General features: G+C 63.8%; 23 protein-coding genes. 11 read left to right on the top strand and 12 right to left on the bottom strand.

The features are described 5' to 3' along the window. Positions 1-6: 6 nt before the first annotated feature. Both UC34_RS22045 and UC34_RS22040 read left to right on the top strand, forming a co-directional pair. Complete coding sequence (locus tag UC34_RS22045; RefSeq protein ID WP_044458550.1) at positions 7-285, top strand: type II toxin-antitoxin system Phd/YefM family antitoxin; 279 nt, start codon at positions 7-9, stop codon at positions 283-285. A gap of 8 nt (positions 286-293) precedes the next feature. Further along, positions 294-623, top strand: coding sequence for a type II toxin-antitoxin system RelE/ParE family toxin (locus UC34_RS22040; protein ID WP_044457208.1), 330 nt, complete (start codon positions 294-296; stop codon positions 621-623). Positions 624-674: 51 nt separating this feature from the next. Here UC34_RS22040 and UC34_RS22035 read toward each other — a convergent pair whose 3' ends face one another. Beyond that, positions 675-2,075, bottom strand: coding sequence for an aminotransferase-like domain-containing protein (locus tag UC34_RS22035; protein ID WP_044457207.1), 1,401 nt, complete (start codon positions 2,073-2,075; stop codon positions 675-677). A gap of 171 nt (positions 2,076-2,246) precedes the next feature. Here UC34_RS22035 and UC34_RS22030 point away from each other — a divergent pair, with 171 nt between their 5' ends. The 4 genes from UC34_RS22030 to UC34_RS22015 all read left to right on the top strand — a co-directional run bounded on the left by UC34_RS22030 (position 2,247) and on the right by UC34_RS22015 (position 6,364). After that, complete coding sequence (locus UC34_RS22030; protein ID WP_044457206.1) at positions 2,247-3,536, top strand: hydroxymethylglutaryl-CoA reductase, degradative; 1,290 nt, start codon at positions 2,247-2,249, stop codon at positions 3,534-3,536. 81 nt (positions 3,537-3,617) lie between these two features. Continuing rightward, positions 3,618-4,061, top strand: a complete 444-nt coding sequence (locus tag UC34_RS22025) for a hypothetical protein (protein WP_044457205.1) — start codon at positions 3,618-3,620, stop codon at positions 4,059-4,061. Positions 4,062-4,078: 17 nt separating this feature from the next. Then, positions 4,079-5,461, top strand: a complete 1,383-nt coding sequence (locus tag UC34_RS22020; protein WP_044457204.1) for a tripartite tricarboxylate transporter permease — start codon at positions 4,079-4,081, stop codon at positions 5,459-5,461. A 15-nt stretch (positions 5,462-5,476) separates the two neighbouring features. Then, positions 5,477-6,364 carry a hydroxymethylglutaryl-CoA lyase gene (locus tag UC34_RS22015; protein ID WP_044457203.1) on the top strand — a complete coding sequence of 296 codons (888 nt, stop codon included), beginning with the start codon at positions 5,477-5,479 and terminating at the stop codon, positions 6,362-6,364. 213 nt (positions 6,365-6,577) lie between these two features. On the opposite strand, the gene ychF is transcribed toward UC34_RS22015, so the two are convergent. Both ychF and ypfJ read right to left on the bottom strand, forming a co-directional pair. Continuing rightward, entirely contained in the window at positions 6,578-7,672 is a 1,095-nt protein-coding gene (ychF, locus tag UC34_RS22010; RefSeq protein WP_044457202.1) for a redox-regulated ATPase YchF, read from the bottom strand. 186 nt (positions 7,673-7,858) lie between these two features. Continuing rightward, positions 7,859-8,728 carry a KPN_02809 family neutral zinc metallopeptidase gene (gene ypfJ / locus UC34_RS22005; protein ID WP_044457201.1) on the bottom strand — a complete coding sequence of 290 codons (870 nt, stop codon included), beginning with the start codon at positions 8,726-8,728 and terminating at the stop codon, positions 7,859-7,861. Between the two features lie 240 nt (positions 8,729-8,968). On the opposite strand from ypfJ, the gene UC34_RS22000 reads away from it, so the two are divergent. The 3 genes from UC34_RS22000 (at position 8,969) to UC34_RS21990 (ending at position 12,883) form a co-directional block, all read left to right on the top strand. Beyond that, positions 8,969-10,144, top strand: coding sequence for a UbiH/UbiF family hydroxylase (locus UC34_RS22000; RefSeq protein ID WP_044457200.1), 1,176 nt, complete (start codon positions 8,969-8,971; stop codon positions 10,142-10,144). Between the two features lie 108 nt (positions 10,145-10,252). Next, on the top strand, positions 10,253-11,017 hold the full coding sequence (locus UC34_RS21995; protein WP_044457199.1) for a DsbC family protein: 765 nt from the start codon (positions 10,253-10,255) through the stop codon (positions 11,015-11,017). Between the two features lie 48 nt (positions 11,018-11,065). Then, on the top strand, positions 11,066-12,883 hold the full coding sequence (locus tag UC34_RS21990; RefSeq protein ID WP_044457198.1) for a M61 family metallopeptidase: 1,818 nt from the start codon (positions 11,066-11,068) through the stop codon (positions 12,881-12,883). Between the two features lie 85 nt (positions 12,884-12,968). On the opposite strand, the gene UC34_RS21985 is transcribed toward UC34_RS21990, so the two are convergent. Then, positions 12,969-13,907, bottom strand: coding sequence for a LysR family transcriptional regulator (locus UC34_RS21985; RefSeq protein WP_044457197.1), 939 nt, complete (start codon positions 13,905-13,907; stop codon positions 12,969-12,971). Positions 13,908-14,136: 229 nt separating this feature from the next. On the opposite strand from UC34_RS21985, the gene UC34_RS21980 reads away from it, so the two are divergent. Both UC34_RS21980 and UC34_RS21975 read left to right on the top strand, forming a co-directional pair. Then, positions 14,137-14,736, top strand: a complete 600-nt coding sequence (locus tag UC34_RS21980) for an FMN-dependent NADH-azoreductase (RefSeq protein ID WP_044457196.1) — start codon at positions 14,137-14,139, stop codon at positions 14,734-14,736. Positions 14,737-14,785: 49 nt separating this feature from the next. Continuing rightward, positions 14,786-15,697 (top strand): pirin-like C-terminal cupin domain-containing protein, encoded by a 912-nt coding sequence (locus UC34_RS21975; protein WP_052811181.1) that lies wholly within the window; start codon positions 14,786-14,788, stop codon positions 15,695-15,697. A 133-nt stretch (positions 15,698-15,830) separates the two neighbouring features. Here the strand turns inward: UC34_RS21975 and UC34_RS21970 are convergent, their stop codons facing one another. The 8 genes from UC34_RS21970 to dsbD all read right to left on the bottom strand — a co-directional run bounded on the left by UC34_RS21970 (position 15,831) and on the right by dsbD (position 26,320). After that, positions 15,831-18,137, bottom strand: a complete 2,307-nt coding sequence (locus UC34_RS21970) for a TonB-dependent receptor (protein ID WP_044457195.1) — start codon at positions 18,135-18,137, stop codon at positions 15,831-15,833. Between the two features lie 315 nt (positions 18,138-18,452). After that, positions 18,453-19,391, bottom strand: coding sequence for a uracil-DNA glycosylase (locus tag UC34_RS21965; protein ID WP_084070891.1), 939 nt, complete (start codon positions 19,389-19,391; stop codon positions 18,453-18,455). 98 nt (positions 19,392-19,489) lie between these two features. After that, complete coding sequence (locus UC34_RS21960; RefSeq protein ID WP_044457194.1) at positions 19,490-20,182, bottom strand: CYTH domain-containing protein; 693 nt, start codon at positions 20,180-20,182, stop codon at positions 19,490-19,492. Between the two features lie 141 nt (positions 20,183-20,323). Further along, on the bottom strand, positions 20,324-21,136 hold the full coding sequence (gene trpC, locus UC34_RS21955; RefSeq protein WP_044457193.1) for an indole-3-glycerol phosphate synthase TrpC: 813 nt from the start codon (positions 21,134-21,136) through the stop codon (positions 20,324-20,326). Between the two features lie 24 nt (positions 21,137-21,160). Next, positions 21,161-22,189, bottom strand: coding sequence for an anthranilate phosphoribosyltransferase (gene trpD, locus UC34_RS21950; protein WP_044457192.1), 1,029 nt, complete (start codon positions 22,187-22,189; stop codon positions 21,161-21,163). A gap of 51 nt (positions 22,190-22,240) precedes the next feature. Next, the gene (locus tag UC34_RS21945; protein ID WP_044457191.1) at positions 22,241-22,828 is read right to left on the bottom strand and encodes an anthranilate synthase component II; all 588 of its coding nucleotides are present in this window, start codon (positions 22,826-22,828) and stop codon (positions 22,241-22,243) included. Between the two features lie 421 nt (positions 22,829-23,249). Continuing rightward, the gene (gene dsbG / locus UC34_RS21940) at positions 23,250-24,104 is read right to left on the bottom strand and encodes a thiol:disulfide interchange protein DsbG (RefSeq protein WP_084070889.1); all 855 of its coding nucleotides are present in this window, start codon (positions 24,102-24,104) and stop codon (positions 23,250-23,252) included. A 215-nt stretch (positions 24,105-24,319) separates the two neighbouring features. Further along, entirely contained in the window at positions 24,320-26,320 is a 2,001-nt protein-coding gene (gene dsbD, locus UC34_RS21935; RefSeq protein ID WP_063389861.1) for a protein-disulfide reductase DsbD, read from the bottom strand. Between the last annotated feature and the right edge of the window lie 82 nt (positions 26,321-26,402).

Genomic DNA, 26,402 nt, shown 5'->3' with positions numbered 1-26,402 from the left:
ATGGAAATGCGCTATTCGACGCAAGTGAAGCCCATCAGCTACCTGAAGGCCAACGCGGCCGAGGTGCTGGCAACGTTGGCTGAGCAACGCACGCCAATGGTCATCACGCAAAATGGTGAAGCCAAGGCGGTTCTGCAAGATGTGGCGTCCTACGAGGAGACTCAGGAAGCATTGGCGCTTCTGAAGGTGCTCGCATTGGGAAATCAGGACGTGGCAGCAGGTAAAGTCAAACCCGTCGCCGAGGTCGTCGCACGGCTGCGCAAGAAGCGAAGCGGTGGGGTGTGACGCGGACCATGGTCGAATTTGACGTGTTGTTGACCGACGGTGCAGAGGGTGATCTCGAAGCGATTTACGACTACATCTCCGAATTCGATGGCTTGCAGAACGCGGAGTATGTGCTGGACCAATTGATGGAAGCGGTGACCGGGCTGGCGCGATGGCCCGAGAGAGGCAATTTCCCGCGGGAGTTGATCTCTCTGGGCATCAAAGAGTATCGGCAAGTATCGTTCAAGCCGTATCGGATCATTTATCGGGTCACCGGAAAACAAGTCATCGTTTATCTGATCGCCGACGGTCGTCGCGATATGCAGACCGTTCTCGAAAACCGACTGTTGACGCGCTGAACGGTGCCGGGCGCAGTCATCAGGCCACGCCGCCAGGCGTTGCGTAACGGACTAACTCCCCTGCAGCACTGCCCCAAATGCCGCCTCGAAGCGCGGATCGAGCATGGCGCCCACATTGCAGCGCGACCAGGGGGACACCCGGCTCGAATCGAGGGTGAAAACGTGTCCCGGCGCCATGGTGACCTTGTGGGTGAGCAACCGCTCCGCCAGACGCATCGCGTCGGGATTGCCGGGAAACTTGACCCAGAGATAAAGCGACTGAGGATTGCGCGCGAAGACTTCGCAGTCGTGCTTCTCCAACCACGCCAACGCCTGCTCGGTCGCCTTGCCCAAGCGTTGGCGCAAGCGCACCAGATGCCGCTCGTAGTGGCCTTCGCGAAGCATCACGTCGACCATGCGTTCGCAGTACTCCGATCCACTCACGTGGATGAGCGATCGCAAATCCGCCAGATCGCTGGCCAACGATTCGCTGCATGCAATGAATCCCACGCGAAGCGCGGCAGAAAACGACTTGGAAAAGCTGCCGATATAAATCGTGCGTTCCAACTGATCCAGTGTGGACAAACGCACCGACGAGGTCGGCTTGAAATCGGCCAACGGGTCGTTCTCCACCAGCAAGAGATTGTGACGTTCCGCAAGCTGCAGCACACGATAAGCCTTGGCGGCGCTGATGTCCGAGCCCGTGGGGTTATGCGCCAGCGACTGGGTAAAGAACAAGCGAGGGCGCTCGTTGAGCAGCAACTGCTCCAACGCGTGGACATCGGGACCATCGGCCTGCCTCGGGACGCCCAATACACGCGCGCCGGCCAGCTTGAGTTTGCCGAACAGCAGGTAGTAACCAGGGTCGTCCACCAGCACCGTTGCGCCGGGCGGGACAAAGTAGCGAATGACCAGATCCATGGCTTCGTTCGCGCCCTGGGTCAGCACGAGTTGCTGAGGTGTCACCCCGATGCCAAACACGCCCAGCTTGCGCACCAGACTATCGCGCAGCGGCGCATATCCGAAGCGGCTCCCATAGCGGAACAAGGCGCCGAGCCCGGTTCGTACCACTTTCTGGTGATAGCGATCCATGCGCATATCGGCCAGCCACTCGACAGGCGGGAAGCCATCGCCCACGGCGACCGCATCCGGCTGGGTCTTGAGCTGCTCGCGCATCAGCCAGACCACATCCATCGCACGGTTGAGCTGCCCGGCGTCTTCCTCCGGCGTGGCGCGGCGTGCCTGAGGCTGGACATAGAAACCGGCGCCGCGCCGGGACTCCACCAACCCGCGCGACACCAGAAGATCGAACGCTGCCACCACGGTGTTCTTGGCGTAACTGTGCAAATGCGCCAACTCACGCAATGACGGTAGTTTGTCCCCTGCGCGATACACGCCATTGGTGATTTGCTGCCCTATCAAATCGGCCAAACGCTCCGCAATCGGGGCCTGACGCTCACGACCACCGGCCATTCAAGTCTCCTGAATCATGCGTTAGCAGTACGCATTCAGTGGGGTGGGATGCTGCGTTGCAGCAGTACTGTTCTCCCGAACTGTACCTGTATTTAACGGTACAGTTTGCATAAATTCACGGCCAACCGTCCCCTTGTATTGATATCCATATCTGGATGAGTAGGAGTTTTCATGGCCGTCGATTCGCGTCTTCCCAATTTCCGTGCGCTCACCCCCGCTCAACGCTGGGCGCATGTCGCCACCGCGTGCAATCTCAGCGATGATGAGCGCGCACTGCTGACCCAGGCCGGTGCGCTTCCCACCGCATTGGCTGACGGCATGATCGAAAACGTGGTGGGCACGTTCGAGTTGCCCATGGGCGTGGCGGGTAACTTCCGCGTCAATGGCCGCGACGTTCTGATTCCGCTGGCAGTGGAAGAACCCTCGATCATTGCCGCCGCCTCGTATATGGCCAAGCTGGCGCGTGAAGACGGCGGCTTTGAAACGTCGAGCACCTTGCCGCTGATGCGCGCGCAGGTGCAGATCGTGGGCATCAGCGATCCTTACGGGGCACGACTGGCCTTGTTCAAGGCCCGCGACGAGATCCTCGCGCAAGCCAATAGCCGGGACAAAGTGCTGATCAGTCTGGGCGGCGGTTGCAAGGACATCGAAGTCCATGTCTTCCCCGATTCGCCCCGTGGCCCGATGGTCGTGATGCACCTGATCGTCGACGTGCGCGACGCCATGGGGGCGAACACCGTCAACACCATGGCCGAATCGGTCTCGCCACTGATAGAGAAAATTACGGGCGGTTCGGTGCGCCTGCGCATTCTGTCGAACCTGGCAGACCTGCGCCTTGCGCGTGCCCGCGTGCGCCTGACGCCCCAAACGCTCGCGACCAAGGAGCGCAAGGGGGAAGACATCATCGAAGGGGTGCTCGACGCGTACACGTTCGCCGCCATCGACCCCTACCGCGCCGCCACCCATAACAAGGGCATCATGAACGGCATCGACCCTGTCATCGTCGCCACGGGCAACGACTGGCGCGCGGTCGAGGCCGGTGCTCACGCCTACGCCAGCCGCAACGGGCGCTACACCTCGCTCACGCACTGGGAAAAGGACAATACCGGTGCGCTGGTGGGAACGATCGAATTGCCGATGCCCGTCGGACTCGTGGGGGGCGCGACCAAGACCCATCCGCTGGCACGTCTGGCGCTCAAGATCATGGACGTGAAGTCTGCGCAGGAGCTGGGCGAGATTGCCGCTGCCGTGGGGCTGGCCCAAAACCTGGGGGCGTTGCGTGCACTGGCCACCGAAGGGATTCAGCGCGGCCACATGGCGCTTCACGCTCGTAATATCGCGCTGGTTGCCGGCGCCGTCGGTGAGGAAGTGGAACTCGTTGCGAAGCGTCTGGCCGCCGAGCACGACGTACGCACCGACCGCGCGTTGGAAATACTGCAGGACATTCGCGCCAAGCGCTAAGCCTCTTGCGCCTCGTCTGGCGCCGCCGGGCGAGGCTTTTTTATCCAAAACAGGCATAACTACAAGCAAGGAGACAAGACGATGCGTTCCGACAAGCAAGCGTCGAACTGGCAACTCGCGGAGGTGTGGGGGGATACCGTTGACCTCAGGCACCTGAGCTGGTCCATCCTGATCGGCATCGGCATCAGCGTGGTCGGTTTTTTTGCCGCCAGCCGTTGGCTGAGCTCCGTGGTCGAATCGAAGCAACTGGCTCATGCCTACGCCATGCTCGCCGGTCTGGCCGGCTGTGTGCTCGCCGGCGTCATTTGCGCCCGCATGTTCCCGCCCAAACGTGTGGTGACCGAAGAAGACATCTCGAGCAACCCCGAGTGGCGTGCCGAAGTGCTGCGTGAGCTGGAGCAGCAACCCGGCGGTCTGGGCGCGGTGTCCGACCTTCCCCCCGTTGTGGTGCAGGAGCTCAAGGAGCTCAGGCTCTACGAACTCTTCGTCACGCCCGGCACATCCCAAAGCCGCGATGGCCAATAACCCGAGGAGTACACGGCATGGATGCACTTCTGATTGAACAAATCGCCGTCGCCGCGGGCATGGGCCTGATCGGCGCCATCGTCTTCGCGGCCATCGGACTGGTTTCCGGCACCGATGAAACCACGACGCTCGCACCGCTCACTCTGCTTGTCGTCTTGCTCGGCGTACCACCCGCCGGTGTCTTCACGTTCTTTCTGGCCGGGGCCATCGCCAAGCACATGACGCACGCCGTTCCGACCGCGTTGCTAGGCATCCCGGGCGATACGCTCGCTACGCCTTTGCTGCAGGACGCAGACTTGCTGCGCAAGCTTGGCGTGCCGCATATCGCGTTACGCAAAATGGTCTCTGGCGCCATTGTCGCGGCATTCATTGCCGTGCCGCTGGCGGTGCTGTTCGCCGTGATGCTGGCGCCGTTTGGCGCGACCATCACCAAGACGGCTCCGTGGATCTTTCTGGCCGCAGCCGCGCTGATTGCTTATTTCTCCAAGGGCCGCTGGGGAGCGGTCGCGTTGCTCGTGCCGTTTGTGGTGGTGATTCTGGCGCTGCAGACACTGACTGCCAAGTACGACACCAAGCTCAGCATCAGCTACTTCCTCGGTATCGCCATTGGGCCGTTGGTCGCCGACCTCTTTACCGTCATGGCGCCGGCAGGTCGCAAAAGCATGTTGCGCGAGAAGGTTCGTCAGTTCAACCTGGCGCCTGACGTCAAAGGCTGGTCGGGCTATTTCCCCAACCCGTTCAAAGTGCTGGATCGGACGCAAACCCGCTGGACTTTGGCGACCGCCGCCATTTCCAGCGCCACGTTCGTGTTCAGTCCCGTGGCCATGACCGTGGTGCTGGGCGAGTTGGTGGGCGCTCGCGTGAAACACGCTTATCACCGTCTGACCACGGTGCTGAGCGCCCGTAATGGTGTGACGGAAGCCACGTACATCGCCGAAGCGCTGATCCCGCTGATTGCCTTTGGTTTGCCCCTGAGCCCGGTGGCTGCCGGCCCTGCGGCGCCGTTGTTCAATGCACCGCCCCGCTTTACGGTAGATGCGGCGACGGGCCAGACCCACAATCTGCATAACCTGCTCAGCCACTGGGAGTTTTTCGGCTACGGCATGTTGTCCGTGGTGCTGGCTGCGCTGGTGTCGTATCCGTTTGCGATGAACTATGCACGTCGCGCTGCGATGTTCGTCTCGCGCAAGGTCAGCCATGAAGCCATCATTGCCACCTTTGTCGGCCTGATCATCGTGATCAGCGTCTGGGAGGGCGGCCTGCTGGGCCTGCTGGTGATCCTGACGATGGGTCTCATGGGCGGATTGCTCTCGCGCAACTTCGGCTTTAACACCGGGGTGCAGTTCATGGGTTACTACACGGCGGTGCTCAGCGTTCCCGCGCTGCTCAAGCTGTTCTGAAAGGGGAGGGCAGCGATGTCGCATCTGTTGGACCGCCGGGTCAAGATCGTGGAAGTCGGCCCACGCGATGGCCTGCAAAATGAAAAGCTGCCCGTGCCGCTGAGCGCCAAGGTCGAGCTGATCGATCAGCTTAGCCGCGCAGGCCTGCGTTTTATCGAAGCCGCTTCGTTCGTGTCGCCCAAATGGGTGCCGCAAATGGCGGGCAGCACCGAAGTCATGGCCTCGATCGAACGTCTCCCGGGCGTTTGCTACAGCGCACTCACGCCCAACCTGCAAGGACTGGAAGCCGCGCTGGCGGCGCGCTGTGACGAAGTCGCCGTGTTTGGCGCGGCGTCGGAGACCTTCTCGCAGCGCAATATCAATTGCAGCATTGCGCAGAGTCTGGATCGCTTCGGACCTGTCGTGCAAAGGGCGCGGGAGGCGGGTGTTCCCGTGCGTGGCTATGTGTCCTGCGTGCTGGGCTGCCCGTATGAAGGCGAGGTTGCGGCGCAGGCGGTCCTGGAGGTTGCGCAGGCGCTGCTGGCCATGGGATGCCACGAGATTTCCCTGGGCGACACGATCGGGCGCGGGTCACCCGAGTCCACGCGTCGGCTCCTGGAGGTTTGTCTGAGGGACATCCCTGCCGAGCGTCTGGCGGGCCATTTTCACGATACGTACGGCATGGCGCTGGCGAACGTTCGCACCTCGTTGGAGATGGGACTACGCACGTTCGACAGTTCGGTCGCGGGGCTGGGCGGATGCCCGTATGCCGAGGGCGCATCGGGGAATCTGGCCACCGAGACACTGCTCGCGGACCTGCATGCCCTGGGCTATGAAACCGGCGTCGACATGTCCGGCGTGCAAGCCGCAGGACATTACATCCGGCAAGTGCTGGGCGATTTGCAACGCCAGCAGGCGGCGTGATGCCGGGGGCCCGGCGCCAAATCGCATTCCCATGTAAAAAGGCCCGGAGATCTGAAATCTCCGGGCCTTCCCCTTGATGGCGCGTGCAAGAACCGCCGGAGCACGTTGGCGCTGTTTCGCGCCGCATGCGTCGTTTGCTTATCTCGGTGCACTGTCGGTTTTGCGCTGGAAACACTTCCAGCACAAGTCCCGTGTCGCTACCGTAGTCCTGCGTCAGACGTTGAACAGGAAGTTCATCACGTCGCCATCGTGCACGACGTATTCCTTGCCTTCGGCGCGCATCTTGCCCGCTTCCTTGGCGCCTTGCTCACCCTTGTACTGGATGTAGTCGTCGAACGCGATGGTTTGCGCGCGAATGAAGCCGCGCTCGAAGTCGGTGTGGATCACGCCAGCGGCTTGCGGGGCGGTGTCGCCCACGTGGATCGTCCAGGCACGCACTTCCTTCACGCCCGCCGTGAAGTAGGTCTGCAAGCCGAGCAGCTTGAAGCCCGCGCGGATCACCCGGTCCAGGCCCGGCTCGTCCATGCCCATGTCGGCCAGGAATTCCGCCTTGTCGGCGTCTTCCATGTCCGCGATCTCCGCTTCGATGGCCGCGCACACGGCCACGACCGGCGCGTTCTCGGCTTCGGCGTACTTGCGCACGGCGTCCAGATGCGGGTTGTGCTCGAAGCCGTCATCCTTCACATTCGCGACGTACATCGTCGGCTTGGCCGTAATCAGGCAGAACGGCTTGATCAGCGCCAGTTCGTCTTCGGAGAGCTTGAGCGAGCGCACCGGACGTGCTTCGTTGAGCACCGGCACCACCTTCTCCAGCACGGCCACCAGCTTCGCCGCTTCCTTGTCGTTGCCCGAGCGGGCCGCCTTCGTGTAGCGTTGCAGCGCCTTTTCGACAGTGCCCAGATCGGCGAGCGCCAGTTCGGTGTTGATGACTTCGATGTCCGAAATCGGATTCACCTTGCCGGCCACGTGAATGACGTTCTCGTCTTCGAAGCAACGCACCACGTGCGTAATGGCGTCCGTTTCGCGGATGTTGGCGAGGAACTGATTACCCAGACCTTCGCCCTTCGAGGCGCCCGCCACGAGACCGGCAATGTCCACGAATTCGACGGTTGCCGGCAGGATGCGCTCAGGCTTGACGATCTCGGCGAGCTTGGCCAGACGCGGGTCCGGCACTTCCACCACGCCGACGTTCGGCTCGATGGTGCAGAACGGGTAGTTCTCGGCAGCGATGCCCGCTTTGGTCAGCGCGTTGAAAAGGGTCGACTTGCCGACGTTGGGCAAACCGACGATGCCGCATTTGAGGCTCATGCTAAATCCTGTCTGGCTTGAAAAGTGCGCGCCGACAAAGGCGCCGAGGGCACCGATGAATGGGCCGGTGAGTCGGCCAGTGATTGCGTCGCGGAAAAGTCCGCTATTGTACCCGTTCTGCCCCCAACAGCGCCTTTTGTCGCTCGTGCCACCCGTCTCGGGGCGTGCCCGGTTTGCGGGCTCGGATCAACTCAGTTGCTTCGCCGAGAAAGTGTCGCACTTGCGCATGTCGCCCGATTGCAACCCCTGACGCAACCAGTACACCCGCTGGGCGCTGGTGCCATGCGTGAACGACTCCGGCACCACGCGTCCCTGAGACTGCTGCTGCAACCGGTCGTCGCCGATGGCCGCCGCCGTTTTGAGCCCCTGCTCGACGTCGCCCGGTTCCAGCAACTGCTCGTTCGCCTTGGCCGCGTTGCTCGCCCAGACCCCCGCGAAGCAGTCCGCCTGCAACTCCAGACGCACCGACAGGGCATTCGCCTGGGCTTCGCTCACACGACGTCGCGTTTCGTCGAACTTTTCGGAAATGCCAAGGAGATTCTGGATGTGATGGCCGACTTCGTGAGCGATGACGTACGCTTGCGCGAAGTCGCCGCCCGCGCCGAAGCGTTGGCGCAGTTCGTCGTAGAACTGCAAGTCGATGTAGACCTTGCTGTCGCCCGGGCAGTAGAACGGGCCCATTGCCGTTTGCCCGGTGCCGCATGCGGTCGGCGTCGCCCCGGAGAACAGCACCAGCTTCGGCGGGACATACTGACGATTGAGCTGCTGGGGGAACACCGTCGCCCAGGTGCGCTCGATGTTGCCGAGGACCTTGCGGGTGAAGACCGCCTTCGGGTCGTTGGCGGGGGCGGCGTTGGGATTGGCGGGGGGCTGCGACTGCGTCTGCCCCTGAATCATCTGCGAGCCCTGGATGATGACGCGCGGGTCGATCCCGAAGAAGTACGAGGCGGCCAGCGCCACGACGATCGTGCCAAGGCCGATGGTCGTGCGTCCCCCGAAACCGCCTCCCCGGCGGTCTTCCACATTCTGACTTTCCTGTTCGTTGTCGAGGCGCACGGCGTTGGCTCCGCTGGAGAGGTGACTGGACCGGCGCAGGCGGCAAGGCGTCGCCGCGCGTTGGCTTGAAGTATAGCAACGCCCGAGGCGCGATTCCGGGTCCAGCCGACGCGTGAGCGCCGAGCGTGCGCCGTGCGACCGACGGTCTCGTCGTGCCCCCGCCGCCACGACGCATGCGACAATACCGGCTTCTCGACATGAATATGGATCGCGCGCGCCCGTCGTCGCCGATTGCTTCGCATGCCCCAAACTATGACCCACGACATCGTCGTCGTCGGTGGCGGTCTGGTCGGAAAGGCCGCCGCCTTGCTCCTTTCACAGGCCCGCCTGTCCGTTGCATTGCTCGCCCAGCCGGCCGCCGCCACGCCGTCTGGCGGTGACCGGTGGGACACCCGTATCTACTCCCTGTCGTCCAGTTCGCAAGCGCTTTTCGAGCGCATGCGCGTCTGGCAGGCCGTCGATCCGGCGCGTGTGAATCCTGTCTACGACATGGAGGTGTTCGGCGACGAGCGCGGCAGCCTTCATTTCTCCGCGTATCAGGCAGCCGTGCCGCAACTCGCCTGGATCGCGGAGTCGTCGAACCTGGAGCGCGCGCTCGACGCCGCTCTACGTTTTTCCCCGCAAGTCCAATGGCTCGACGCCCGCGCCGAAACGCTCGATGTCGACGCCGCTGCCGCGTGTGTGCGCCTGTCGGACGGCAAGACGCTGCGCGCCTCGCTCGTGGTCGGCGCCGATGGCGCGAACTCCTGGGTGCGCAGCACGGCTGGGCTGGATGGTTCGGTGCGTCCCTATGAGCAGCTCGGCGTGGTGTGCAACTTCCGCGCGGAACGCCCGCACCGCGACACCGCCTTCCAGTGGTTCCACGAGGGGGAAATCATCGCACTGCTGCCGCTGCCCGACCAGCACGTCTCGCTGGTGTGGTCCGCCGCCGCCGATCATGCAAAACACCTGCTTGCGCTGGATCCCAAAGATCTCGCGGAGCGCATCGGAGCGTTCTCTCATGGTGAACTTGGGCGCCTCACGCCGGTCTCAGCGCGCGCCCAGGGATTCCCGCTCGTGCTCGCGCAGGCCAAACGCCTGATCGCGCAGCGCGTGGCGCTCGTCGGTGACGCCGCGCATGTCGTGCATCCGCTCGCCGGTCAAGGCATGAATCTCGGTCTGCGCGACGTGGCGGCGCTTGGCGACGCCCTCGCGGGCCGCGAATCGTTCCGCGATTGTGGCGACGCTGCGGTGCTGCGTCGTTACGAGCGTGCGCGCAAGGAAGATATCGGCAGCATGGCATTCACGACGGATGGCCTGCACAAGCTGTTCTCGACGAGCAGCCCGCTTGCGAAGTTCGTTCGCAACGCGGGTCTCGACAGCGTGAACATGCTGCCCTTCGTCAAGAAATTCCTGATCGGCCGCGCCCTGGGCTGACCCCTTCGGGCGTCTGAGGGCGGCACAGGGCCGGTGAAGACCGACGAGACGGTCTTCACCGCCCACGCCGCCCACGCCTCTCGATCGATACACTTCTGGAGATATTCGATGTTGCAACGTTATCGCGCCGCGGCGTTTGCCGGATTTGCACTCGCCGCCGTTTGCGCCGCGACCTTTACGATGTCCGCCGTCGCGCAGAACAAGGCCGACGCAACGCTCGAGCGCGTGAAGACCGCCGTGCAAAAGACGCTGGGCGCAGATGCCCCGGTCAAGTCGGTCGCCCGTACGCCGATTCCCGGGCTCTTCGAAGTGTCCGTCGGCGGCGAGATCATGTATGCCGACGAAAAGGCGCAATACGTGATTCTGGGCGGTAATCTGATCGATACGAAAACGCGCCAGAACCTGACCGAAGCGCGTCAGTCCGAACTCAACAAGGTCGACTTCTCCAAGCTGCCGCTCGATCGCTCGTTCAAGTACGTGAAAGGCAACGGCAGCCGCAAGATCGCCGTCTTCTCCGATCCGAACTGCCCATACTGCAAGCGCTTCGAAGAGACGTTGAAGTCCTCGAAGATCGACAACATTACCGTCTACACCTTCCTCTACCCCGTGCTTGGCCCGGACTCGGACGCCAAGTCGAAGGCCATCTGGTGTGCGCCGGACCCGCTCAAGGCGTGGCACGACTGGATGATCGACAAGAAGGCGCCGCCGGTCGCAGGCGCCAAGTGCGACGACAAGCCGGTCAAGGACAACTTCGCACTGGGTCACCAGCTCAACATTACGGGCACGCCGACGATCATCCTGTCCGACGGCCGCCGTTTGCCGGGCGCCGTGCCTGCCGAAGAACTCGAAAAGGCGCTGGCCACGGTCCGGTAATCGTTCGGCAGACGCCGTATTTTTCAGACAACAAGAAGCCGCCATCTCATGAAAGCCACGTCCGCTCAACCCGCCGTCCGGTATGCGATCGTTCCGAAGTCGCCCGCCGCTCATCTGTTCGAAGTGACCGTCACGGTGTCGAATCCCGCGCCGGAGGGGCAGCGCTTCACGCTACCCGCGTGGATTCCGGGCAGCTACATGGTGCGCGAGTTCGCCCGCAATATCGTGACGATCGGCGCGACCTGTCGTGGCCGCAAGATCGCGCTCGACAAGCTCGACAAGCACACGTGGCAGGCGAGTCCCTGCAAGGGCACGCTGATCGTCACGTATGAGGTGTACGCGTGGGATCTGTCGGTGCGTGCGGCGCACCTGGACGACACGCACGGCTTCTTCAACGGCACCAGCGTCTTCCTGCGCGTCGAGGGGCAGGAGCACGCGCCTTGCGAAGTGGACATCCTGCGCCCGCGCGGCGCCGCGTTCCGGACGTGGCGCGTGGCCACGGCGCTCGAACCCGCGCATGGCACGGCGGCGCTCGACTTCGGGCGCTATGTCGCGCTCGACTACGACGAGCTGATCGATTCGCCCGTCGAGATCGGAACGTTCGTCCACGGCACGTTCAAGGCGTGCGGTGTCACGCATGAGGTGGCGATCACCGGACCGGTGCCCAACCTCGATCTGGACCGCTTGCTGCGCGATATGAAGAAGATCTGCGAGGCGCAGATCCGTCTGTTCGAACCGGGCGCCAGTTCGCGCTCGCGCGTACCGATGTCGCGTTACGTCTTCCTGCTCATGACGGTCGGCGATGGGTACGGCGGCCTTGAGCACCGCGCGTCGACCGCGTTGCTCGCGAGCCGCAACGACTTGCCGGCGCAGGGGCAGGCGCGCATGAGCGACGCCTATCGTGGCTTTCTCGGTCTGGTGAGCCACGAGTACTTCCACACGTGGAACGTCAAACGCATCAAACCGGCCGCGTTCGCGCCTTACGCGCTCGACCAGGAGAACTACACGCGGTTGCTGTGGTTGTTCGAGGGCTTCACGTCCTACTACGACGACCTGATGCTCGTGCGCAGCGGCGTGATCGCACCGGCCGCGTATTACGAGCTCGTGGCCAAGACGGTCGCGAACGTCCTGCGCGGCAGCGGCCGCCTCAAGCAGAGCGTGGCCGAGAGTTCGTTCGACGCGTGGACGAAGTATTACCGTCAGGACGAGAACGCGCCCAACGCCATCGTCAGCTATTACACGAAGGGCTCGCTCGTGGCGCTCGCGCTGGATTTGACGATTCGTTCGCAAACGCGAGGCCAGAAGTCGCTCGACGATGTCATGCGTGCGCTTTGGCAGCGCTACGGTCGCGACTTCTATCGCGGCACGCCCGTGGGCATTGCGGAAGACGCGGTCCAGCCGCTGTTCGAAGCGGTTTCCGGACTGGACCTGTCGGATTTCTTCGCGACGGCCATCAATGGCACGCGCGATTTGCCGCTGGCATCGCTGTTGACGCGCGTGGGCCTGACGCTCGAACCGGTGACGCCGGACAACGCTCGCCCGTCGCTCGGCGTGAAGACCGGAAAGCGGGGCGACGAAGCCACGCTCACCCAGGTGCTCGATGGCGGCGCCGCGCAGGCGGCCGGATTGTCGGCAGGCGACTCGCTCGTCGCCATCGACGGCCTGCGGGTGACGTCAGGCAATCTCGACAAGTTGTTGGAGCGCTACCGCGCGGGCGACAAGGTGACCGTGCATGCATTCCGTCGCGACGAACTGCGTGAGACCGTGCTCACGCTCGACGCGCCCGAAGTCTCGCAATACCGCATTGCCGAGACACGCGATCGCGTTGCGGCGCAGCGCCGCGAGAAGTGGCTGACGGCCAAGTGACGGCCAAGTGACCCCATGACAGCCAGATGACGGCCTGAATGGTGGGTTTGCCTCACGTGCGAGCCGCGCGCGAGGCACCGGGTGTTCAGCCCTGTGCCGGACCCGGTACCGACGGGTCGCGGTTTTCTTCCGGACAGGTGCGTGCGACGGCGAGCATATGCTCGATGAAGGCCTGCGTCTTGCGTGGCAGGAAGCGTCGCGATGGCGTGACCAGATGCACCGGACTCTGCGGCAGCGACCAGTCGGGCAGCACCTTCACGAGACGCCCTGCGCGCAGCGCGTCTTCCGCGAGAATGTCCGTGAGCGCGGCGATACCGCTGCCCGCGAGCGCCATCTCCTTGACCATCCCCATGCTGTTGACCTGAATCGCGCCGTGCATGGTGACATCCACACGCTGGCGGCCCTTGTGCAGCGTGTCGGTGTTGAACAGGCGACGCGCACCTTGCAGGATCACGAAGCGATGGCCTGCGAGTTCGTCGGGCGTCGCGGGCAAGCCCGTTGCACTCAGGTACAGCGGGCTCGCATAAAGACTGCGCGTGAGCTTGAGCAGCGGCCTTGCGACGAGGGTCGAATCGGAGAGTTGCCCGGCGCGGATGGCGACGTCCACCCGCTCGGCGATCAGGTCGACGTGACGCGAACTCAGGTCGACGTCGACGGTAATTTCCGGATACGCCGCGCAGAAGGTCGCCAGCGGCACGGCCAGCCATTGTGCGGCGAAGTCGGCAGGCGCCGTAATGCGCAGACGGCCGCGCGGCTTGCTCGACATCTGCGAGGCGAAGTCTCGCGTTTCTTCCACCTCTTCGAGAATCGGCAGACAACGCTCGTAATACGCCTCGCCGACTTCCGTGAGTTCCAGGCGCCGGGTCGTCTTGTGCAGCAGCTTCGTGCCGAGACGGGACTCCAGACGCGAGAGCCGTCGGCTGACGGTCGCCTTGGGCAGATCCAGACGCTCGCCCGCGCGTGTGATGCTGCCCGAGCGCACGACTTCCGCGAAGATCAGCATGTCGTTCAGATCGTCAATCATCGCGCGCGCTCCTCGGTGACGCGGTCATTCAGCCAAATTGCCGTTCAGGGCAAGAGTCATTGTTCCAAAAAGGGAACAAACAATTCGATTTTACCGGCTTGTTTCATTTTTGTGGGTAACTAGAATTCATCCCAAGCCGACGCACAATTCAAGGCGCTCCCGACACGGGGCCCGGGTGCGAACGGATTTTCGAACCTTTCGGGACTACCCCGGCTCTGGAGCCAGCGACATGACCACCATTCTGCAAATCAATTCCGCCGCCCGTTCGCAAGGCGCCAACTCGACCACGCTCGCCAATGAAGCGGTCGCTCAACTCGTCGCCAAGAACGCCGGCGCCAAGGTTGTCGTGCGCGATCTGCTGACCGATGGCGTGCCGCACCTCGATGAAGCGGTGATTGGCGCGTTCTTCACGCCGGAAGAGCAGCGCACCGACGCGCAGAAGGCCATCATCGCCCGCAGCGACGAACTGATCGCCGAAATTCAGGCCGCCGATTACATCGTGTTCGGCGTGCCGCTGTACAACTTCCAGGTGCCTACGCAACTGAAGTCGTACTTCGACTGGATCGCCCGTGCCCGCGTGACTTTCCGTTACCGTGAAGACGGCAGCGTGGAAGGCCTGATTCAGGGCAAGAAGGTGATCGTGGCGTTCGCCCGCGGCGGCAACTACAAAGACACGCCGGCCGACAGCCAGACGCCGTACATCAAGACGATTCTCGGCTTTCTCGGCATGACGGACGTGACGTTCATCTTCGCCGAAGGTCTGGCACGGGGTCCGGAGTCGGCGGCGGCGGCCTTCGCCGGTGCTCGCGAAGCCATCGCGGCGCTGTAAGCGACCCGACGTCTTCCCGTAACGTCTGAAGCACGCGCAGGAATCCCCCATGGCCAGCTCGACGCCGCTGCATCCGCGTTCGATCAAGCGCCCGGCGACAGCCGCCGACGCGTTGGCTATCCCGCGCGTGCTTCCCGTGTCCCGTCCCGGCCGTTGTGCGGCTGCGGCGGGCGCGGGTGTTTTCGATCAGGTCGAAGACACCGACCCGTTCCTGTCGGTCGACATCTTCCGGCGTCAGGGCGCGTGCATTCCGCCGCATCCGCATGCCGGGTGTGTCGTGGCGACCTACCTTTTTCCGGATTCGACGACTTCGCTGCGCTGCCGTCACGCGCACGGCGGCGACGATGCGCTGCGTCCCGGCGATCTGCTCTGGCTCGAAACCAACTGCGGCACCGTGCATGAAGAGGCGCCCGACAGTGGCCGTGCCTCGGTGCGGGGTGTGCGCATGGTCGTGAGTCGCGCCGGCCGCCATCCGCACGGCGCGCCCGCCCAGACGGTCGTGCGTGCCGAGTCCATGTCGCGCTGGCGTGAGGGCGATGTCGATTTGACGCTGGTGTGCGGTGACTGGGGCGAACGTGACGTGGCGCGCGCCGAAGGCGGGCGCACCACGTTGCTGCAACTCGACTGGCAGGCGGACGCGTTGCGCACGTTGGAGATCCCGTGTGACGGACGCCGCTGGCTTGCGCTGATTGCGCAAGGCGAAGCCGCCGTCGCCGGGTATGCGTTACGCGCAGAGGGGGGCGGCACGGAAGCGTTGTCGCTGCCGCCTGGCGTATGGCAACTCGCCGGGCGCAAGGGCGCGCGCCTGATGCTCGCCGGCGGTGAACCGCTGGGTGAGTCCGTCGTGTATCGCGGCAATTTCGCCGCGCGCGACGAAGGTGATCTCGTCGCCCTGACGCGTCGCTACCAGCAAGGGGCAATGGGCACGTTGGCGCCGGTTTGCGACGAACCCCGGCCGTGACGACTTGTCCGGTGACCGGGCGCCCTCGCTGGAGAAGGGCGTTTGGCGCCAGAAAGAAAGCAAAAGGGGATCCGGCCACGATGACCGGATCCCCTTTCGTTCATTTCGCACAGCGGTGCTTACCGACGCGCCCTCACTGATGGAAGTTGAGCGTCAACATGGCGGTGCGACCCGGCGCCCACGTGGCGTAGATCGGGTAGGCGCTCGAGTAATACTTCTTGTCGAAAATATTCTGCACGTTCAGTTGCAGATCGACCGAGCGCGATACGCGATAGGTGGCCATCGCATCGAAGCGGGCATAGCCCGGCGTCCACTTGCGCACCGACGGCGACACCGACGCGTATGTGAGGCTCGAAAGCGTCATGCCCGCGCCGAGCGTGAGCTTCGGCATCACTTCATAGTCCGTCCACAGCGTCAGGTTGTGCTTGGGCACCATCACCATCGGCAAGCCGTTCGATCCCGGAGCGGCGGCAGGGCCCGCGTCGGTCGTCACGGCGTTCAGATACGAATACCCGCCGAACACGCGCCAATGACTCGTCAGGCTGCCCGCCCAACCGAGTTCGGCCCCGCGCACGCGCTGGCTTCCCGCGTTGATCGTGCCGCCCAGTCCATCGGACACGCGCGCGTTCGTCTTGTCGGTCTGGAAGAGGGCCGCCGTCAACGACAGACGCTGGTCGATCACGTCCCACTTCGCGCCGATTTCAATGTTGCGGCTGCGCTCGGGCGAGAGGTTGTTGTTGGTCGACGTGAGCTGGTCGGTACCGCCACCCAGGCCGCTGTTCGCGCCCGGCGGGTTCGCCGACGTGCCATACGACGCGTAAAGACTCAGCGACGGCAGCACCTTGTAGACCAGACCCAACTGGAAGCTGAACAGGTTCGAGAGGTTCTTCAGGTCGGGGGCGCCGGCCTGCACGGCGTTGACGTCGAAGCGATCGAAGCGCGCGCCGGCATTAAGGAGCCAGCGCTCGGAGAGCTTCACACTGTCGAACAGATATGCCGACGCGACGTTGGTTCGCGTGTTGGTCGCTGCACCCGGGAACCCCTTGTCGCCATTGAGCGCGATACTGCCCGTCCACGGATTGTCCGGGTTCCAGTTGCCGATCGTCGTGCAGTTGTACCGCACGGCACATAGTGCCGCCGAATTCGTCGAGCGAATGTTGTTGCCCGCGCTGTCCGTGACGAGATAGCCCTCGTAGCGACTTTGTTCGTTGCTGAATTCCAGACCCGCGGTGAGCGTGTGCTCGAAGCCGAACAAGGTTGCCTTGCCGGTGAGCTCGGTCTGGTTGGCGATGCTGTTCGTGGCGTATTTGCCGCTCTTGGCCTGCAGCGCGATGATGTTCGACGTCGCGTTAAGGAACTGCGGGTTCGTTGCGATGTAATCGAGCGTCGAGCGGCCGACCATCGTGGTGTTCTTGATCTTCCACGTGTCGTCGATCCGATGTTCGACCTTGATCTCGCCGGTATCGGTCTGGCCGCGCCGGTAATCACGACTGTTCAGACCGTAGAACTGGTTGCGCTGGAAGCCGCCGTCGGGCGTGCCGCCCGCGGCGCGGAACGGCGCGCTGAAGTCCGGCATGTCGTACGAATTCAGGTGGTAGTAGCTCACCGTGACGGTGGTGGGGCTGTTCAGCCCGAACGCCACCGACGGTGCGACACCCCAACGCTTGCTGTACACGTTGTTGCGCCCGGCCTGATCCGCGTCATGTCCCATGACGTTCAGGCGCACGGCGGTCTGATCGTTGATCTCGCGGTTGACGTCGAGCGTCAGGCGCTTGTAGCTGTCGGTGCCCAGACCGAGGCTGGCGTTGGTGAAGTCTTCCAGGCGCGCGGTCTTGGTCGTGATGTCGATACTGCCGCCGACGGCGCCGCGTCCCGCATACACCGAGTCCGGTCCCTTGATGACGCTGATGTTCTCGATGGCGAACGTTTCGCGATTCTGCACGCCGGAGTCGCGCATGCCGTCGACGAAGATCGAGTTGCGCGATTCGAAGCCGCGAATGACGGGGCGGTCGGCAGATGGGTTTGCCGCGGCGTCGCCGCCGAGGAACGTAATCCCGGGCACGGTCTTGAGGGCTTCGGCAAACGTCGTGGCATTGGTCTGCTTGATCAGCTCCTCGGGAATGACGGTGATCGAGCGCGGCGTATCGCGCAGCGGTGCGACGAACTTGTACGACGGCAGGGTCTTCGTCTGCATGGGCGACGAGACGGCGCTGTCGCTCACCTGCGTGGTCGGCAGGGCGACGGCGGGCGCAGCATTGCCGCCGGTCTGTGCCGTGCCCGACGTGTTTGACGCTCCCGACGAGGCATCTGGCGCGCCCGGCGGCATTTGCCGAGACGTTTGCGCGTGGGCGGGAAGGGCTGGGAGAGCGAAACTGCCTGCCGCGACAAGGGCACAGGCAGAGGCGAGCAGACGCTGACGCGTCTGAATAGCGGTAGACATACGTGTGTTTCCGGCGACTGCGCCACCGTCGACGCTTCACAGGCCGGGTAACGCGCGATTTAGTTATTGGTAATGAGATTGATATGAATTCTCATTACGGACCGGAGTTTAATGGCTTTCACATCCTTGTGTAAACGCGTGAAACGTATGCAAATGGATATATTCTCGCGAGGCGACACGCCGTGAGCGGGGCGCAAACGCCCCGGTATTTTTCGTTTTAGCTGACAAATATCCGGAAATGATCGGGAACGTCAGCTAAAACACGGGTTGCGTGCGGCCCTCGTCGCCGTATTCGGCCTATCCGGCCTATGGGGCCTATGCAGGCACGCGCCAGTCGATCGGGGATTTGCCGTGTTGCGTCAGAAACACGTTGGCGGCGCTGAAGTGGCCGCAGCCGAGGAAGCCGCGATGGGCTGACAAGGGCGACGGATGCGGCGCTTCGAGCAGCAAGTGTCCGTGACCTGAGAGCAGCGGTGCTTTCGCCTGTGCATGGCTACCCCACAACATGAACACGAGGGGACCTTGTTGCGCTGCGAGCCCGCAGAGCAATGTATCCGTGCATGCTTGCCATCCCCCCTTTTTGAACGGCTTCGCATGGCTCGCAGCGTTGCCTGCCTCCACCGTCAGTGTCGTATTGAGCAGCAACACGCCTTGTTTCGCCCACGCGTCGAGATTGCCATGTGCGGGCGGTGCAATCCCCAGATCGCGCTCGATTTCTTTGTAGATGTTGCGCAATGACGGGGGGACCCGCACACCGTGCTGCACCGAGAACGCCATGCCGTGCGCCTGGGCAATGCCATGATCGTCGCCGTGATAGGGGTCCTGACCCAGGATGACGACCTTGACGTCCTGCGGCGAGGTCATGCGCAACGCGTGGAAAATGTCCGCCGGATAGACGGTCTTGCCCGCGGCGACTTCGGCGTCGACGTACTGGCACAACGGCGCGTAGGCCTCGCTTTGCACGAAGGGCGCAACGAGCGCTTTCCAAGCGTGGGGCAGTGCCTCGAACTGGTCTTCGACCCGCCCCTTGAGCGGACCGGCAACGCTGTGATCGTTTGCCTTCTCGACGCCAGCGGCGTCCTTGCCGTCCTTGTCGTCATTGCCGCCGTTACCAATGTCGCTCGCGGCGCGCTTCCGGACGTCATCTGCCGTGAGACGTTCCGATGCGTCGAGCGTATCGAACAGAGAACGCTGACGTTCGCCGTCAGCCGACGGTTGCGTTGCCTTGGTGGTGCGGGGTGATCGTGATGCCATGCGTAGGATCGGTTGGAGATGCGAGGTATCGGATTCGAAATACGAGGCCGGGAATGTCCGGCCGCCCGGGCGCTGTCAGGAAGCGTGAGCGGGCGCGCTCAGCCCAGCACTTGCTGTCGCAGGCGATAGCCGCGCTGCGCTTTGCTCACGTTGTCGGCGTGCAACTCCGGGAGCACGGCGCGCAGGTCCTGCGCCAGCGCTTGCAGAATGCGCTCGCCCTGACTCTGGCGGTCGTCGTCCGGCGCGTCGAGCAACTCCAGTTCCACTTCGACGAGCGGTTCGGTGTGACGTATGCCGTTGGTCTGCACGGCCACGTCGCCGCGATCGAACGCGATCTCCACGGTCGTACCGTCGCCGGCGACATAGCGCCACAGACGTCGCACGAAGTTTGTCTCGAATTGCGCGACAACGTTCTCGCCTTCGTTGCGCAGTAATGCCGCCGTCGCCGGCATATCGCACGCCGCGATCAACGCCGCGAGGTCGAGCGCTTCACCCGGCACGGCCAGTTCCCACTCGTGGCGCACGTGCAATCCGTCACGCGCCTCGCCAACCGACTTGAGCGTTTGCAGCCACTGTCCGGGGTGGCCGTCACGTGCGACAAAGCGCAGACGCAATGCAGCCTTGGCGCGTGCGAGCGCGAGATCCGGCGTGTCGAAATAGCGATTGACGAGATGACGCTCGCCCCGGGCGTCGGCCCCGGGCAGTCGGTCGAGATGGGAAATCAGCGCGTCGGCGCGCGCGGCGGGTAGATCGCCCGGCAGGGCAAGTTTGAGTTCGCGTTCGATGGCCATGGGCCGCTCCTGTCTGGGGGACGCCGACCCGCCCGGCGCCGCCACCCGATGCAGGAACGATGCGTCTTGCCGCAAAGCGGGCGGAGCCCGTTCGGGGCGCCGCGCCATCGTTCGTTCAACGCGCATGAGCGCGTTGGCAGATCAGCGGGGCATGTCGAACAGTTCGGCGAGCGCATCGCCCGGCTCGGGCGCGCGCATGAAGGCTTCGCCGACGAGAAAGGCATTGACGTTGGCCGCGCGCAGGCGCGTCACGTCGTCACGCGACAGGATACCCGACTCCGTCACGACAAGACGATCCTGCGGAATGTGTTTCAACAGGCCGAGGGTCGTATCGATGGTGACTTCGAAGGTGTGCAGGTTTCGGTTGTTGATGCCCAGCAGCGGCGTGCGCAGTTCGAGGCCGGCATCGAGTTCCTTGCCGTTGTGAACTTCCACGAGCACCGCCATGCCCAGCTCGTGCGCCAGCGCTTCGAGATCGCGCATCTGCGAGAGCTCCAGGGCGGCGGCGATCAGCAAAATGCAGTCGGCCCCCATGTCGCGCGCTTCATAGACCTGATAGGCATCGATCATGAAGTCCTTGCGCAGCACCGGCAGATCGCATGCCGCACGCGCGGCTTTCAGATACTCGGTCGCCCCCTGAAAGAATTGCACGTCGGTGAGCACCGACAGGCACGCTGCGCCGCCTTGCTGATACGACTCGGCGATTTGCGGCGGAACGAAGTGCTCGCGAATCACGCCCTTGGACGGGCTGGCCTTCTTGATTTCGGCGATCACGCCGCACAGGCCGGCGTCGACCTTCGTGCGCAGCGCACCTACGAAATCGCGCGTGCGCAGCGCGCTGTCGCCCACGGTGGCTTCCGCGTCGCGGCGCAGGCCGGCCAGGTCGCGCGCGCGTTTGGCGGCAGCGACTTCTTCGGCCTTCACGGCCAGGATCTTGTCGAGAACGGTAGACATATCGATAAACGATTCGGAGAGAACTTACGCCTTGAAGCGTTGCGTGAACGTGACGAATTCCTGGAGCTTTTCGCGTGCCGCGCCGCTGGTGATCGACTCGCGCGCCATCGCGATGCCGTCGGCAATCGTCGCCGCGCGGTTCGACGCATACAGCGCTGTGCCGGCGTTGAGCGTGACGATCTCGCGCGCCGTGCCCGGCGTGTTGTCGAGCGCTTCGATGAGCATCGTCTTCGATTCCTCGGCGCTGCCGACCTTCAGGCTGCGGTTGCTGACCATCTGCAAACCGAAATCCTCCGGATGAATTTCGTACTCCGTGACCTTGCCGTCCTTCAGTTCGCCGACGAGCGTCGCGGCCCCGAGCGACACTTCGTCCATGCCGTCCTTTCCGTAGACCACGAGCACGTGCTCGGCGCCCAGACGCTCCATCACGCGCACCTGAATCCCGACCAGATCGGGGTGAAAAACCCCCATCAACTGGTTCGGCGCACCGGCCGGATTCGTGAGCGGGCCGAGAATGTTGAAGATCGTGCGCACGCCCATCTCCTTGCGAATGGCGGCCACGTTCTTCATCGCGGGGTGGTGGTTCGGGGCGAACATGAAGCCGATGCCGACTTCGCCAAGACACTCGGCCACCTGCTCCGGGGTGAGCATGATGTTCACGCCGAGCGCTTCGAGCACGTCGGCGCTGCCCGACTTCGAGCTCACGCCACGGTTGCCGTGTTTGGCGACCTTCGCGCCGGCGCCAGCTGCGACGAACATCGATGCGGTGGAAATATTGAACGTGTGCGAAACATCGCCGCCGGTGCCCACGATGTCGACGAAGTGCTCGTCGGAAGGCGCCACGACATGATTGGCAAATTCGCGCATGACCTGTGCGGCGGCGGCGATCTCGCCGATGGTTTCCTTCTTCACGCGCAGGCCGGTGATGATAGCGGCCGACATGACCGGCGAGATCTCGCCCTTCATGATGAGGCGCATCAGATGCAGCATCTCGTCGTGGAAGATTTCGCGGTGTTCGATGGTGCGCTGAAGCGCTTCTTGCGGGGTGATCATTTTATTGTCCTCTGCTGCGTCGATTGTCCGATGTGTCGATGTGCCGCGATATCAGGCAGCGATGGCTGTGCGCGGCGCAGCTTGCAGGAAGTTGCGCAGCACGGCGTGGCCATGCTCGGACAGAATCGACTCCGGGTGGAACTGCACGCCTTCGACGTCGAGCGTCTTGTGACGCACGCCCATGATCTCGCCATCGTCCGTCCATGCCGTCACTTCGAGGCAGTCGGGCAACGAGGCGCGCTCGATGGCGAGCGAGTGATAGCGGGTGACGGTGAAGCGCTTGGGCAGATTCGCGAACACGCCCTGTTGCGTGGTTTCGATCTCGCTCACCTTGCCGTGCATGATTTGCCGGGCGCGAACGACATTGCCGCCGAACGCTTCGCCGATGGCCTGATGACCGAGGCAGACGCCAAGAATGGGGATTTCGCCGGAGAAGCGCTTGAGCACGTCGAGCGTGATCCCCGCGTTGGCCGGGCAGCTCGGACCGGGTGAGAGGCAGATCCGCTCGGGGGCGAGTTCGGCGATCGCGTCGAGCGTGATTTCGTCGTTGCGGAAGACCCGGACATCTTCGCCCAGCTCACCGAAGTACTGGACGATGTTGTAGGTAAACGAGTCGTAGTTGTCGATCATCAGCAGCATGATGGTCCCTGTTTGTCTGGTGACAAAGCGTGTCGAACGCGTGGAATTTGCGATGGTCCCCTGAGCGTGCCCCCATATGGAATTCGCGGTCCGCGGGGGAGGGCGCTATGGGGATGAGATAGACGTGGCGGGTTACCGCCACCAGCGCAGGGCAGCGGTCAGGGGCGACCAGAGGAGGGAGACAGACTGATGCGACTTCATAGTGAGGCGATTGTAGCAGCATCTCCGGCACGCCGTGGGCGGGTGTCGCAAAAAGCGGTCATTCGGCAGATTTCGCGCGCGATCCGCCCATTTTTCGCAAGAATGTGCACCGGAGGGCGTGGGGCGATCGATGATTCTGCCACGTGAGTTCCTGACCGGATCGCGTAAAGGGGGTCCGGCGGTCCGGCAGGACCGCCGGCTGTTGCCAGCCCCTGGGCGCTCAGCGTGCGCCCAGGATGGTGGTCAGTGCGTCCGCCGGCGGCATGCCGTTGGCACGCTCCACGACGCCCTTGTCGTTACGGTAGACGACGCCGGGCGTGCCGCGAAAGCCGAACTCGGCCATCAGTTGCTGGTTGGTCTGGAGCTTTTCCGCGATGGCCTTGGTGACGTTGCGCACGGGCTTGATACCGCCCTGTCCGAACTTCTGTTCGTTCTGCGCGAGCGCGGCAGACGGATTCTGCGCACCGAAAATGGCGGCCGCCTTGGTCACGCTGTCGGCTTTGATGACTGCCACGAGCACATGTCGCAATTGCACCTTGCCGGCGTCGACCCATGGCCGTGCCGCCTCCCAGAAGCGATGGCAGTAAGGGCAGTTCGGGTCGCTGAAGGTGTAGACGACGCGCGGCGCGTCCTTCTTGCCGTCCTGAATCCAGCTGGACGCCGCGAGCTTCGACCACATCGCGTCGCTCAGCGGTTTTTCGATGCGCTTCGTCACGCGCTCGACGTCGAGCGGTTTGCCATCTGCCCCGATTCGCGTGCCGACGATCCCGTTGCCGTCCGGGAGCAGATAGACCGCGATTGGCTGCTGACCGGCCAGCCCGGCGTAGGCTGGCAGGTCCTTGACGCCCGTGTCGAACGGCTGCAATGCGCTCACGCCCTCGCGCGCCAATGCCTGCACGATGGGCGGCGTGGGAGTGGACTGCGCCGTGGAGGACGCCAACGGCGCCGGTGGCGCCGGTGACGCGATGGGTGCGGCATTCACGGGCGAAGCCGCGTCCGCCGCGACGCCCGACGTCGAGATCGAGAGCGCAGCCAGTGAACCGAAGGTGAAGGCGAGAGTCTTGCGAACCGACATGAGTGACTCCTTTGATGGGGAAGACGTCGGGGACAGCGGAGGATGCTTGAGGTTTCGATGAAGCACGTCGCGCAGGAGTCTGCGGTGAGCTCGCCCGGAGGCAGCGCGGCGCGATAAGGCGTCCGTGCCGCGCTGCCCGTATCGCGAGACGAGCCACGCGAGGCGTGGGGCGGCCGCAAGGGCCGCGGTCTTCACCGGAAAGAGACGCAGGCCGATCATTTCGCCCCCGTCGCCGGCACGGGGTTGCCTGACGACGCGGCGCGGGCCAGTTTTGCCACCTGTGCGGACCGGGCGGCATCGAGACGGGCCAGGAAGGTCGTCGCGTTTATTTCGCCGACCATACGGTGCTCTCGCGCTTCCTTGCCGGTGGCGTCGACCAGAATGAGTGTCGGCGGGCCGAGCACGCCCCAGCGCTTCATCAGCGTCTGGTCGACGGCGTCATGTTTCGTGACGTCCGGTCGCAGCACCTGCATCTGCGCCAGACGTGCGGCGACTGCGGGATCGCCGAACACGTTGCGTTCGATGACATGACAACTTGTGCACCAGTCGGCGTAGAAGTCGATGAGCGTCCATTGCCCCCTGTCTGCGGCCTGCGCGATGCGCGTGTCAACGTCGTCGGCCGATTTGACACCGACGAAATCGACCGGCTTGCCACCGCCCGTTCCGGTCTCGCCGAGGCTCGCCACGACGCCCGCCCGTGCGTGCGCGAGCGGTTGCACCACGGACGCGCCGCCGGACGCCGCGCCCACGAGCAGCAGCACCGACCAGAGCGCGGCCAATGCCGACGCGAACGCCAGTGGCCAGCACGCGGTCCGGGCGCGCATGGCCCACGCCCAACTGGCCAACCCCACGGACAGGCCAAGACCGAGGGCGCCCCACAGTGCAAGGCCGATGTAACCCGGAAGGAAGCGACCGAGCATCATGTTCGCCATGCCCACCATCACATAGGCGAACGCGAGACGCACGCGCACCATCCAGGCGCCCGGGCGCGGCAGAATGCGCGCCCCGAACAACGCAATGGCGAGCAGGGGTGTGCCCATGCCGAGGCCCATTGCGAAGAGGGCGCCGCCTCCCATCCATGCGTTGCCCGTCTGGCCGATATATAGCAGTGCGCCTGCGAGAGGCGCTGTCATGCACGGTCCCACGAGCAAGGCGGACAGCAGCCCAAGCACCGCTGCGCCAGCGAGACTGCCCCCCGTGCGATGGCGTCCGGCGGCGTCCAGCCGATTGGCAATGAACGAAGGCAAGCGAATCTCGAACATGCCGAAAAGCGATGCCGCCAGTACCAGAAAGAGGGCAGCGAACGTGCTCAGCAACCATGGCGATTGCAGTGTCGCTTGCAGGTTCGCCCCCGCGAGCGCCGCGGCAACGCCGATGCTTGCGTAAGTGAGCGCCATGGCCAGTACGTACGCGCACGACAGCCCCAGCGCGCGCATCGGCGTGGGTCGATTGCCCACGATCATCGTCGAGACGATAGGCACCATCGGTAGCGCGCAGGGGGTGAACGCTAGCATCAGGCCGAGGCCGAAGAACAAGAGCTTGGCCGCCACGGGGTCGAGCGTGGCGAGCTGATTGGCGGCTTCCTGGTCTGCTGCGAGCGCATCCGTTGCGTTGGCGGCAGGCGCGGTGGGGATCGCCGTCGCACCGCTTGCGTGTGCGGACTCCGCGGACTCCGTGGACGCCGTGGGCTCGGTGGCCTCGCCGGACGACGCGATGGTCGCAAGTGCGGACGACGCATCGCCATACTCCGCCGGCGGGAAGGCGTTCGATAGCGCAATCCGGACGGTTTGCGGCGGATAGCAGATGCCCGCCTGCGCACATCCCTGCCAGTGCAGCACGACGTGGTCCGTGCGCAGCGCAGGCAAGTTCAGTCGAAGCTCGTCGTCACGGTAGATCTCCGATTTGCCGAAGAACTCGTCGACGTGGTGCGTGCCGTCGGAGAGCGTGAAGCTGACCGGATGCCCTGAAGCATCCTCGATTCGCAGAGAGTGACGATAAACGTAGTGATCCTTAGCAATTTTGCTGCCAACCACGATGCTGCCATTGTCGTGAAGCGGTGCGTCCATTCGCAATACCTGCGAGGCTTCGAGCGCCTGAACGTTCGACTGCCAGGGCGGCGCGGCAATGGCCGGGGTCGTGCGAAGCGTACCGAGTGCCGCAAGTGCACTAAGGGTGCCGAGCAAAATCACAAAGATGAAATCGATTCGACGTAGCAATCTGTCCTCCCTGAGTCAGTCGAAGCAAGACAGAGCGTGGCCGAAGACGATTAATTGAAAGTTAACCTGCGCCAGTGTGCGA

This window comes from Pandoraea vervacti (assembly GCF_000934605.2).
GTDB classification, from domain to species: Bacteria; Pseudomonadota; Gammaproteobacteria; order Burkholderiales; family Burkholderiaceae; genus Pandoraea; species Pandoraea vervacti.
This window is presented reverse-complemented; position numbering and strand designations above follow the sequence as displayed.

What these genes read in the sequence shown, in the direction of transcription:
- UC34_RS21965 (WP_084070891.1), bottom strand. Translation starts at nt 19,391, where the DNA reads ATGGCATCACGATCACCCCGCACCACCAAGGCAACGCAACCGTCGGCT.
- dsbG (WP_084070889.1), bottom strand. Translation starts at nt 24,104, where the DNA reads ATGTCGGTTCGCAAGACTCTCGCCTTCACCTTCGGTTCACTGGCTGCG.
- UC34_RS21980 (WP_044457196.1), top strand. Translation starts at nt 14,137, where the DNA reads ATGACCACCATTCTGCAAATCAATTCCGCCGCCCGTTCGCAAGGCGCC.
- UC34_RS21970 (WP_044457195.1), bottom strand. Translation starts at nt 18,137, where the DNA reads ATGTCTACCGCTATTCAGACGCGTCAGCGTCTGCTCGCCTCTGCCTGT.
- UC34_RS21995 (WP_044457199.1), top strand. Translation starts at nt 10,253, where the DNA reads ATGTTGCAACGTTATCGCGCCGCGGCGTTTGCCGGATTTGCACTCGCC.
- ychF (WP_044457202.1), bottom strand. Translation starts at nt 7,672, where the DNA reads ATGAGCCTCAAATGCGGCATCGTCGGTTTGCCCAACGTCGGCAAGTCG.
- UC34_RS22045 (WP_044458550.1), top strand. Translation starts at nt 7, where the DNA reads ATGCGCTATTCGACGCAAGTGAAGCCCATCAGCTACCTGAAGGCCAAC.
- UC34_RS21945 (WP_044457191.1), bottom strand. Translation starts at nt 22,828, where the DNA reads ATGCTGCTGATGATCGACAACTACGACTCGTTTACCTACAACATCGTC.
- trpD (WP_044457192.1), bottom strand. Translation starts at nt 22,189, where the DNA reads ATGATCACCCCGCAAGAAGCGCTTCAGCGCACCATCGAACACCGCGAA.
- UC34_RS21985 (WP_044457197.1), bottom strand. Translation starts at nt 13,907, where the DNA reads ATGATTGACGATCTGAACGACATGCTGATCTTCGCGGAAGTCGTGCGC.
- UC34_RS21960 (WP_044457194.1), bottom strand. Translation starts at nt 20,182, where the DNA reads ATGGCCATCGAACGCGAACTCAAACTTGCCCTGCCGGGCGATCTACCC.
- UC34_RS22020 (WP_044457204.1), top strand. Translation starts at nt 4,079, where the DNA reads ATGGATGCACTTCTGATTGAACAAATCGCCGTCGCCGCGGGCATGGGC.
- UC34_RS21990 (WP_044457198.1), top strand. Translation starts at nt 11,066, where the DNA reads ATGAAAGCCACGTCCGCTCAACCCGCCGTCCGGTATGCGATCGTTCCG.
- UC34_RS22030 (WP_044457206.1), top strand. Translation starts at nt 2,247, where the DNA reads ATGGCCGTCGATTCGCGTCTTCCCAATTTCCGTGCGCTCACCCCCGCT.
- UC34_RS22025 (WP_044457205.1), top strand. Translation starts at nt 3,618, where the DNA reads ATGCGTTCCGACAAGCAAGCGTCGAACTGGCAACTCGCGGAGGTGTGG.
- UC34_RS22015 (WP_044457203.1), top strand. Translation starts at nt 5,477, where the DNA reads ATGTCGCATCTGTTGGACCGCCGGGTCAAGATCGTGGAAGTCGGCCCA.
- UC34_RS22040 (WP_044457208.1), top strand. Translation starts at nt 294, where the DNA reads ATGGTCGAATTTGACGTGTTGTTGACCGACGGTGCAGAGGGTGATCTC.
- UC34_RS22000 (WP_044457200.1), top strand. Translation starts at nt 8,969, where the DNA reads ATGCCCCAAACTATGACCCACGACATCGTCGTCGTCGGTGGCGGTCTG.
- trpC (WP_044457193.1), bottom strand. Translation starts at nt 21,136, where the DNA reads ATGTCTACCGTTCTCGACAAGATCCTGGCCGTGAAGGCCGAAGAAGTC.
- UC34_RS22035 (WP_044457207.1), bottom strand. Translation starts at nt 2,075, where the DNA reads ATGGCCGGTGGTCGTGAGCGTCAGGCCCCGATTGCGGAGCGTTTGGCC.
- UC34_RS21975 (WP_052811181.1), top strand. Translation starts at nt 14,786, where the DNA reads ATGGCCAGCTCGACGCCGCTGCATCCGCGTTCGATCAAGCGCCCGGCG.